The 7376-nt window shown below is 22.9% G+C and carries 8 protein-coding genes; 7 read left to right on the top strand and 1 reads right to left on the bottom strand.

Annotation, left to right across the window (positions count from 1 at the left end; genetic code table 11):
- Window positions 1-138 precede the first annotated feature (138 nt).
- A complete protein-coding gene (locus tag CJ670_RS08230; protein WP_105939612.1) occupies window positions 139-363 on the bottom strand; it encodes a hypothetical protein in 225 nt (74 codons plus the stop codon).
- A 125-nt stretch (window positions 364-488) separates the two neighbouring features.
- On the opposite strand from CJ670_RS08230, the gene CJ670_RS08225 reads away from it, so the two are divergent.
- From CJ670_RS08225 to CJ670_RS08195, 7 genes are all read left to right on the top strand, one after another.
- Complete coding sequence (locus CJ670_RS08225) at window positions 489-866, top strand: hypothetical protein (RefSeq protein ID WP_105939611.1); 378 nt, start codon at window positions 489-491, stop codon at window positions 864-866.
- 19 nt (window positions 867-885) lie between these two features.
- Complete coding sequence (locus CJ670_RS08220) at window positions 886-1698, top strand: hypothetical protein (RefSeq protein WP_105939610.1); 813 nt, start codon at window positions 886-888, stop codon at window positions 1696-1698.
- 26 nt (window positions 1699-1724) lie between these two features.
- Entirely contained in the window at window positions 1725-2429 is a 705-nt protein-coding gene (locus CJ670_RS08215; protein ID WP_105939609.1) for a hypothetical protein, read from the top strand.
- Between the two features lie 417 nt (window positions 2430-2846).
- The gene (locus tag CJ670_RS08210; RefSeq protein ID WP_105939608.1) at window positions 2847-3176 is read left to right on the top strand and encodes a plasmid mobilization protein; all 330 of its coding nucleotides are present in this window, start codon (window positions 2847-2849) and stop codon (window positions 3174-3176) included.
- The gene (locus CJ670_RS08205; protein ID WP_105939607.1) at window positions 3177-4904 is read left to right on the top strand and encodes a hypothetical protein; all 1728 of its coding nucleotides are present in this window, start codon (window positions 3177-3179) and stop codon (window positions 4902-4904) included.
- A gap of 369 nt (window positions 4905-5273) precedes the next feature.
- Complete coding sequence (locus CJ670_RS08200; protein WP_105939606.1) at window positions 5274-5966, top strand: hypothetical protein; 693 nt, start codon at window positions 5274-5276, stop codon at window positions 5964-5966.
- Window positions 5963-7372 (top strand): AAA family ATPase, encoded by a 1410-nt coding sequence (locus CJ670_RS08195; protein ID WP_105939605.1) that lies wholly within the window; start codon window positions 5963-5965, stop codon window positions 7370-7372. The genes CJ670_RS08200 and CJ670_RS08195 overlap by 4 nt, the downstream gene beginning before the upstream one ends.
- Window positions 7373-7376 lie beyond the last annotated feature (4 nt).

Genomic DNA, 7376 nt, shown 5'->3' with positions numbered 1-7376 from the left:
TAAGAGGTGGTTCAATGAGAGAATATTTAGCAAAAAAATAAAAACATTTGGCCACTTATGATATAATTTTGTAAGAATACTTTTTAACTCCTCAACTGGCCAAGTCTTTATGCGTTTGGGTGGCCAAATTCATGCGTCTCAACAATCTTGATATAATCTTAATATTTGTTCTATTTTCTCATACTTAATACTTCTTTTTAGCTCATGCATTTTATTTTCATAATCTTCTATTTTTTTAAAGTTTTCATAACACTCAAATTGAAATTTTAAAATGTCTGACTTTATTCTAGATAGATCTAATTCTAGATTAAAAATTAAATCTTCTATCTTCTTAATATTTTTATCGTTATTAAACAACTCCATCTTACATCCTTTTTTATTTGGTTTACTATATTCACAATTTTTCAATTTTAAATTTTTTTACAATTTTGTGAATATATATAGAAGATTAAAAATCTTTGAAAAAATATGTAAAAGGAGTAAATAGTTTGGAAAGTAAAAATATTTTACTAAAGAAAAAAGAGTTTATCTTGAATAATTATTTAAGTGAAGATGAACTAAAAAGTATTCAACCAACAAAGTTTTTATTTTTAATAAAAGATGAAATAAAAACTCTACTTAGGTTTTACTCAAAAAAAGAGATTCATTTAATGATTAATACTGTGTTTGAAAAAGATTTATCCCTATCGTTGTTATATTTATTTTGTTCTGAAAATATAGATTTAGATTCAAAGTCTGATTCGAAAAGTAGGGCGGGTGTTAAAGATTCAAAAATTAATAGTAATGCTAAAAATATTGTGAATAATGTTGATGATTTAACAAATAATACTTTAGATTTTATTTCAAAAAATCTTCCAAAAAAATAAAATAAAAAAGGAATATATCATGGCTAAAAAAAATGTACAAAGAGGTTTAAATAATATTATTGTTGTGTGTAACACAAAGGGTGGTGAAGGAAAATCTATGGTTTCTATTCAAAAGTTACCTCTATTATTTATAGATAAAAATATATTTATATTTGAAGTTGATAATAACAATAACTCAAAAAAATTGATTGACAATAGTGAAAAAATTAAATTTAAAACATTTAGAGTAAATGATGGTTTAGACGCACTTGATGAAGTTGAATTTAATACTCTAACATCAAAAGATGATTCCATAAACATAATTGATTGTGGAGGAGGTGATGATACAATGAAAGTTTTAGGAATTCTAAATGAGAAAGAATTGAAAGGATTAACTTATATTGTTCCAATTACAAATAGTATTTCTAACGTTGATAATGCTATTCAAACAATTGATACGATTTTAGAGTTTGATGAAACAGCAAATATAAATCTTGTGTTAAATAGATGCCCAGATTATGATTTTATAGCAATAAAAGAGAAGTTTAAAGCACTATTTGGAAATGATGAGTTTAACTTGCCTTCAAGAATTGAAGAGTTCCAAAATAAAGTAAAAAATATAAACTATATTTTAGAAACAGATTTACCAGATATTATAAGTAGTAAGCACCAATACTCACTTCTAGATGCATACTTAAAAGCAAAACTAATTATGGAAAATATTGATTCTATTGAAGCTTCATGGCTTGAAGAAGGAAAAGATATTTTTTTGAAAAATAAAAAATTAAATAGAATTAATGAGCATATTTATAAATATTGCAACACTTTTATTGAAAATTTTAAACTCGATTAAAATAATTTAATATAAAAGGATAAACTGTGGCAAGAGCAAAAGTTATAGAACTTAGTGAGCAAGAACTAATTGATATCGTAGATAGATATGAGTATCTATCTACTTTGCTTAATAGTAAAATTACTCCAAATATAAATAGACTTGAAAAGTTGGAAAATGAAAAAATTAATATCGATATTTTATTAAAAGAGTTAACTTCAACTAAAGAGTTTTTAGGAAAATTATCAACTAATTTATCAAATGATGCAAAGCAAAAGATTGAAACCTATTTGAATAATAAAGTAGTAGAAGTTTTAAAAAATGCATTTGAGAATAACAAAACCCTTGAATCAAATATTAGTAAAATTGCAGATAACTCTTTATTTTTTAAACAAGTTTTAGAATCTGATCAAAAACATTTACAAGCTTATAAGAAAATAGTTGGCTATAAAGCTTTAATTTTATGCTCAATTATTGCAATATTTCTTGGATTCTTTGCATCAATATTTTTTTATAAATATCATGAAATTAGTAATAGAATTGAAAATTTTTCTGACTTATACAAGGCTATTAATGAAAAAAGAATTATAACAATGATTGAAGATTCTAAAACCATTTTAGTTTATGACAATAAAAAAATCATAAAAGAGGGCGATTTTATTGATGATATTAAAGTTTTAAAAATAACAGATACATACATAACATTTTACTCATTTAGAGATGGTACTACAAGTACTAATAAGATTAATTAAATATATAATAAGTTGCGATAAATTATATTTATTTGTAAAATAGTATAAAATTGAATTATTTATTGAAAAGATTTAGATAAGTTTATAAAATCTTGATATATTTTATAATTTAATGAAAAAGTATGTAATTATTACAATATAGTTTAAATTTGAATTGTTTTTTAGAATAGGAACGACAGCCATTGTGGGTACACTACGTTTCTCCAAATGACATCGTTCTTTAAGGGCTCGCCCTTAAAAATCCCAAAAACTTTATCTACACATAAATATTAATACAAATATTTTTAATCCAAAAAATATATAAACTCTATAATCTATAAAATTTTATTAATATTAAAAGGCATAACAAATTTAAAAATCAAAATAAATCTAAAAATTGTGAATATATATAAGAAACATTTTTTAAAAAGGATTGTTATGAAAAAAGATGAGTTTAAATTTAGAATATCAAAAGAGTTAAAAGATCTTTTGAATTCAAAATCACAAGAAGCAAATATGAACTCAAGTGAGTTTTTAAGACAATTTATTTCATCTTCAAATATCAATGTAAAAATAAACAATAAAAAAGATTTAAAAGAGTTAATTTGGAATATAAATAAAATTGGAGTTAACATCAATCAGCTAAGTCATGGATTAAATTATTCAATCCAACTGGAAAAACTTGATTCTTATAACTATAAAAATCTAATTAATAAATTAATTATCATTGAAAACCAATTAGATTCAATCCTTGAAAAGGAGTTTTAATTGTTAGCAAGGATTTCCAGAGCAAAAGAGGGATTTGCAGATTATTTAATAAGTGGTGCTAGAAAAGATAGTATTTATACAAGAGACCAAAAAGATAAAACTATTACTCTATATGGAAATCTTCAAATTTTTAAACAAACTGAAAAATATTTAAATAAATATAAAAACTATGAAAGCAATTATATTCATATCACTCTATCTTTCTCACAAGAAGATATGGATAAATTAAATGAAATAGATGATGAGCAAAAAAGAGATGAACTATTTAAAGAGTTAGCTCTTATATATATTAAACATCATACAAGTGGATATAACTTGGAAAATGAAGTAATTGCTTACTCTGAAGCCCATATGCCAAAAATTCAAATTAATGAAAAAAACAGACAAAGATTTCCTCATATTCATATTGCAATTGCAAAATATAATCCTTTGGATGATACACAATTAAGAACTACTTTTTTTAATAACTCTTTTTTAGATGATGTTTTACAAAGTTATGTTTGTAAAAAATATGGCTTTGAAATTCCTAGAAAAGATGAAGATAAAAAAAACGATACTGATGAAAAGATTCAAGATGAGAATAATTTAGAAGATAAAATAAAAAGTAAAATAGCAATTACAAGAGCTAATTGGATAGAACTGTTAAAAGATATAAAAACAGCAGATGAACTTTTATACTTTTTACAAAATGACCTAAAATTTGAAGAAAACAGAGATTTTAAAATAGCTGGAAGTAAAACATATAAATATATAAAAATATTAAATCTACAAGAAAGAAATAAAAAATCAAACTCTTTAAATCTAAATGGTAAAGATTTTTTAAGATTTATTTTAAAAGATGATAAAAATAGAACCTTTCCAAGACATAAATCAAAAAAAGAACTTGAAGATATTTTACTAAGCTATTATGAAACTAGAATAGAAAATATCTATAAAAGAAAAAGCAAAAAATCAAAAGAAAAATTAAATAATATCTATGAATCTGAAAATTCTAAAATAAAGTCAAATAAAAATATTCAAAATAGTTTTAAATACCTAAGCTATCAACAAAAACTATTTGTTGAACACTACGATTATCTAATAAAAGATAAATTAGAGGGATATTATGTAAAAAAAGAGAATAATGAAGTAATTGTTAGTAATTTTTCCAAAAATATTAAAATAGTTGATGCAGGTAATGAAATAGTATCTCTTAGGAATTCAACAAATTTAGAAGAGCAAGTTAAAATCATGATTGATATAGCACTTGCAAAAGATTGGAAACTTGAAAATATAGAACCATATGGAGATGAAGATTTTATATATGAGGCTAATAGTCAAATTGCAAAGTTAATTGAAAAAGAGCGTAAAAATAAGAGTATTAAAGCAGAAATAATTATTCCAAGAGCAAAAACTGACTTACAGCAACAAACCCTTAATATAAAGGACAAAGAATTATCGCAAAAAGTAAATCTATCAGAAATAAAAGAAGAATTAGATGCTAATTTTGTGCTTGAATTTGCAGTTCAAAATTATAAGCTAGATAAAAATAAATATGAAATTACAGTTGATAATAAGATAAAAAATTTAACAAATAATCAAAAACCAAAAAATGCAATTGATTTCTTACAAAGAGAGTTAAATCTTACAACAAGAGAATCTATAGAAATTGCTATAAAAATTTATGAAAAAGCAAACAATATAGAAGTGAAAAATATTGAAAAAAATAGAAAAAAACAAAAAAATTAGATATTTTTACTATATATTTTTATAAAAAAATACAATTTTTAAAAAATTTTATGTACAATTTTTTTCATATATGTACAAAAAATATACATAAATTGTATATATACTAATGGTATTAAAATATATACATTATTCTTAAAAATAGCTTAATTAAGTGTTATTTTATACTGAATTTATTTTAGTTAAAGTTTAAATAAGTTCGATAATTAGGTGTATGTAAGCAGATAAATAGTATTGACATGTAAAATATTTGATGGTAAACTTTTTCCAGTGATTCAATAAATCACAAATAAAAAACGATCCAAATTCCCCAGCTTCGCCAAAAGTTTATAAGGAAAATGGATCGAGATTAAAAATAAAGGAGACTATAGCATGTCTAAAAAAAAATCAATCCCTTACTTATTATCGGATTATAACAATATTTTGGAGGATTTTCAAATACAAAAGATTAATTGTATGGGAAAAGATGAATTATTGATTCATCTAAAAAATCAAGATTCATGGTTATATGATTTTTATTTGCGCCAAAAATGTATTAATTTGTTTGTAAGAACTGGTGGATTTATTAGTATCCAACTATCAGATGATGATCTTTACAAAATAGGTGTTGAAACTACGATTAAACAAATAAATAAGAGATATTTTTTTGATCTAGAAAATGACAGTAATACTAAAATAATTCATAAGATCCTATCAAGGATAACAAATAATATTAAAAATTACTTTAGTCCATTTAGAAAGATTAATTATACACAATTTAACAATTATTTGTATGAAATGGAAGATTTAGATGATGCTTTTGAAAAAATTGTGCAGGAAATAGATTTAGAAAAAATTGATCGAGAAACAATAAAAATTGGGCTTAAAAAAGTCTGGGAAAATTCAATTGTAGATATGGATTTTGATATGCAAGATTTTCAAGATATATGTGAAAAGTTTGGATTTAGATCTTTGGATATTTTAAATTATGATCCATATAGTTTCGCATTTAAAATTACAAAAGAATCTTTAAATAATAATTTCTATCAATTAACTTTAGTTTTTGATGAAGGTAGTGTTGCATGATAAATAATATAAATTATGATTTAAAATACAGTATTGAGTGCTTATTAGGAATTGAGAGAGCTATTTTAAGTTCTCTTATCACAAATAATAATACAGATAAAATAGAAGATTGTTTAAAAATTATTGAATCAAAAGATTTTTATTACGAGCAACATGGAATTATATACGATAGTATAATTTCACTTCATAAAAATGATCAAAGAGTTGATGAAAATAATGTTTTTTTAACAAATCAAACAAATATTAATGAGCAATATTATATTGATGTTATTGCTGCAACTCCTTTAGATTCGATTACTGATTCTATTAAAAAGTTAAAAGAATATAGTTTACAAAGACAAATAACAACAGTTGCTGCAAAAATTAAAGAAGGTAATTTTAATCAAATTAATAAACTACAAGATTTACAAGAAAAATTTGAAAATCTTAATGGCGAAATAAATCTAAAAAAAATTGATGATAAATTTGAAAAATTTATTAGTGATTTTGATTTAGATCTTAAAAAACTGAAAAATAAAAAAATTGAATACCTTTATGATCAATTTATTATTAAGAATGATATTATAATGTTCGTAGCAAGACCAGGTGTAGGAAAATCATTAATGGCATTAGCACTATGTAATATGTTACTAGATGCTAAAACAGTAAAAAGAGTATTTTATCTTGATGGTGATAATTCTCACATCACCATAAAATCTAGGAATATTGACTTAGTAAAGGATAAGTTTGGTAATAGACTTAATTATTTTATTGAATTATCAGATTTGGATCTATATAGAATTATTACAGAATTAAAAAAGAAAGATTTAGCCGATTTTTTAATTATTTTTGATTCGATAAAAAATTTTATTATAGGAGATCGTAATTCTCATAAAGATGTAACTGATATGATGAATATATTAAAAGAACTTAGAAAAAATGGTGCTACAATAATTTTCTTACATCACCAAAATAAATTGAATAAAGATTTTAATTCTGCTTTTGCTGGCTCAAGCGCATTTATGGAAGATATTGCACTTGCATATGAGTTAAAAAGAAATGACGATAAACAAACTTATATATTTCATCCTTTAAAAGATAGAAATAATATTTCAAATTATATTGCTTTTACTTATAATCAAGATAATACACTCTCAAAAGTGGATATCGATTATGCAATGGAGACAAAAGAAGAGCTTGAGATTAGGGAACTAATCATTAATTTTATAAGAAATGAGGAAGATAAACCTATTTATAGCGATATTTTAAAACATCTTACTAATGTAGGATTTAATAAAGATAAAGTAAATAAAATTATACAAAATGGAAAAAATAAGTATTGGAAAGCTACCAGACTAACAAAAGAAAACAATAAATTAATTTTCGAACTTATGGATAGCGAAGATAACCAAGATAAGCTACTATAGGAGA

It is taken from the genome of Arcobacter cryaerophilus gv. crypticus (genome assembly GCF_002993025.1).
Classification (GTDB): domain Bacteria; phylum Campylobacterota; class Campylobacteria; order Campylobacterales; family Arcobacteraceae; genus Aliarcobacter; species Aliarcobacter cryaerophilus_B.
This window is presented reverse-complemented; position numbering and strand designations above follow the sequence as displayed.

What these genes read in the sequence shown, in the direction of transcription:
- CJ670_RS08220 (WP_105939610.1), top strand. Translation starts at nt 886, where the DNA reads ATGGCTAAAAAAAATGTACAAAGAGGTTTAAATAATATTATTGTTGTG.
- CJ670_RS08200 (WP_105939606.1), top strand. Translation starts at nt 5,274, where the DNA reads ATGTCTAAAAAAAAATCAATCCCTTACTTATTATCGGATTATAACAAT.
- CJ670_RS08210 (WP_105939608.1), top strand. Translation starts at nt 2,847, where the DNA reads ATGAAAAAAGATGAGTTTAAATTTAGAATATCAAAAGAGTTAAAAGAT.
- CJ670_RS08195 (WP_105939605.1), top strand. Translation starts at nt 5,963, where the DNA reads ATGATAAATAATATAAATTATGATTTAAAATACAGTATTGAGTGCTTA.
- CJ670_RS08230 (WP_105939612.1), bottom strand. Translation starts at nt 363, where the DNA reads ATGGAGTTGTTTAATAACGATAAAAATATTAAGAAGATAGAAGATTTA.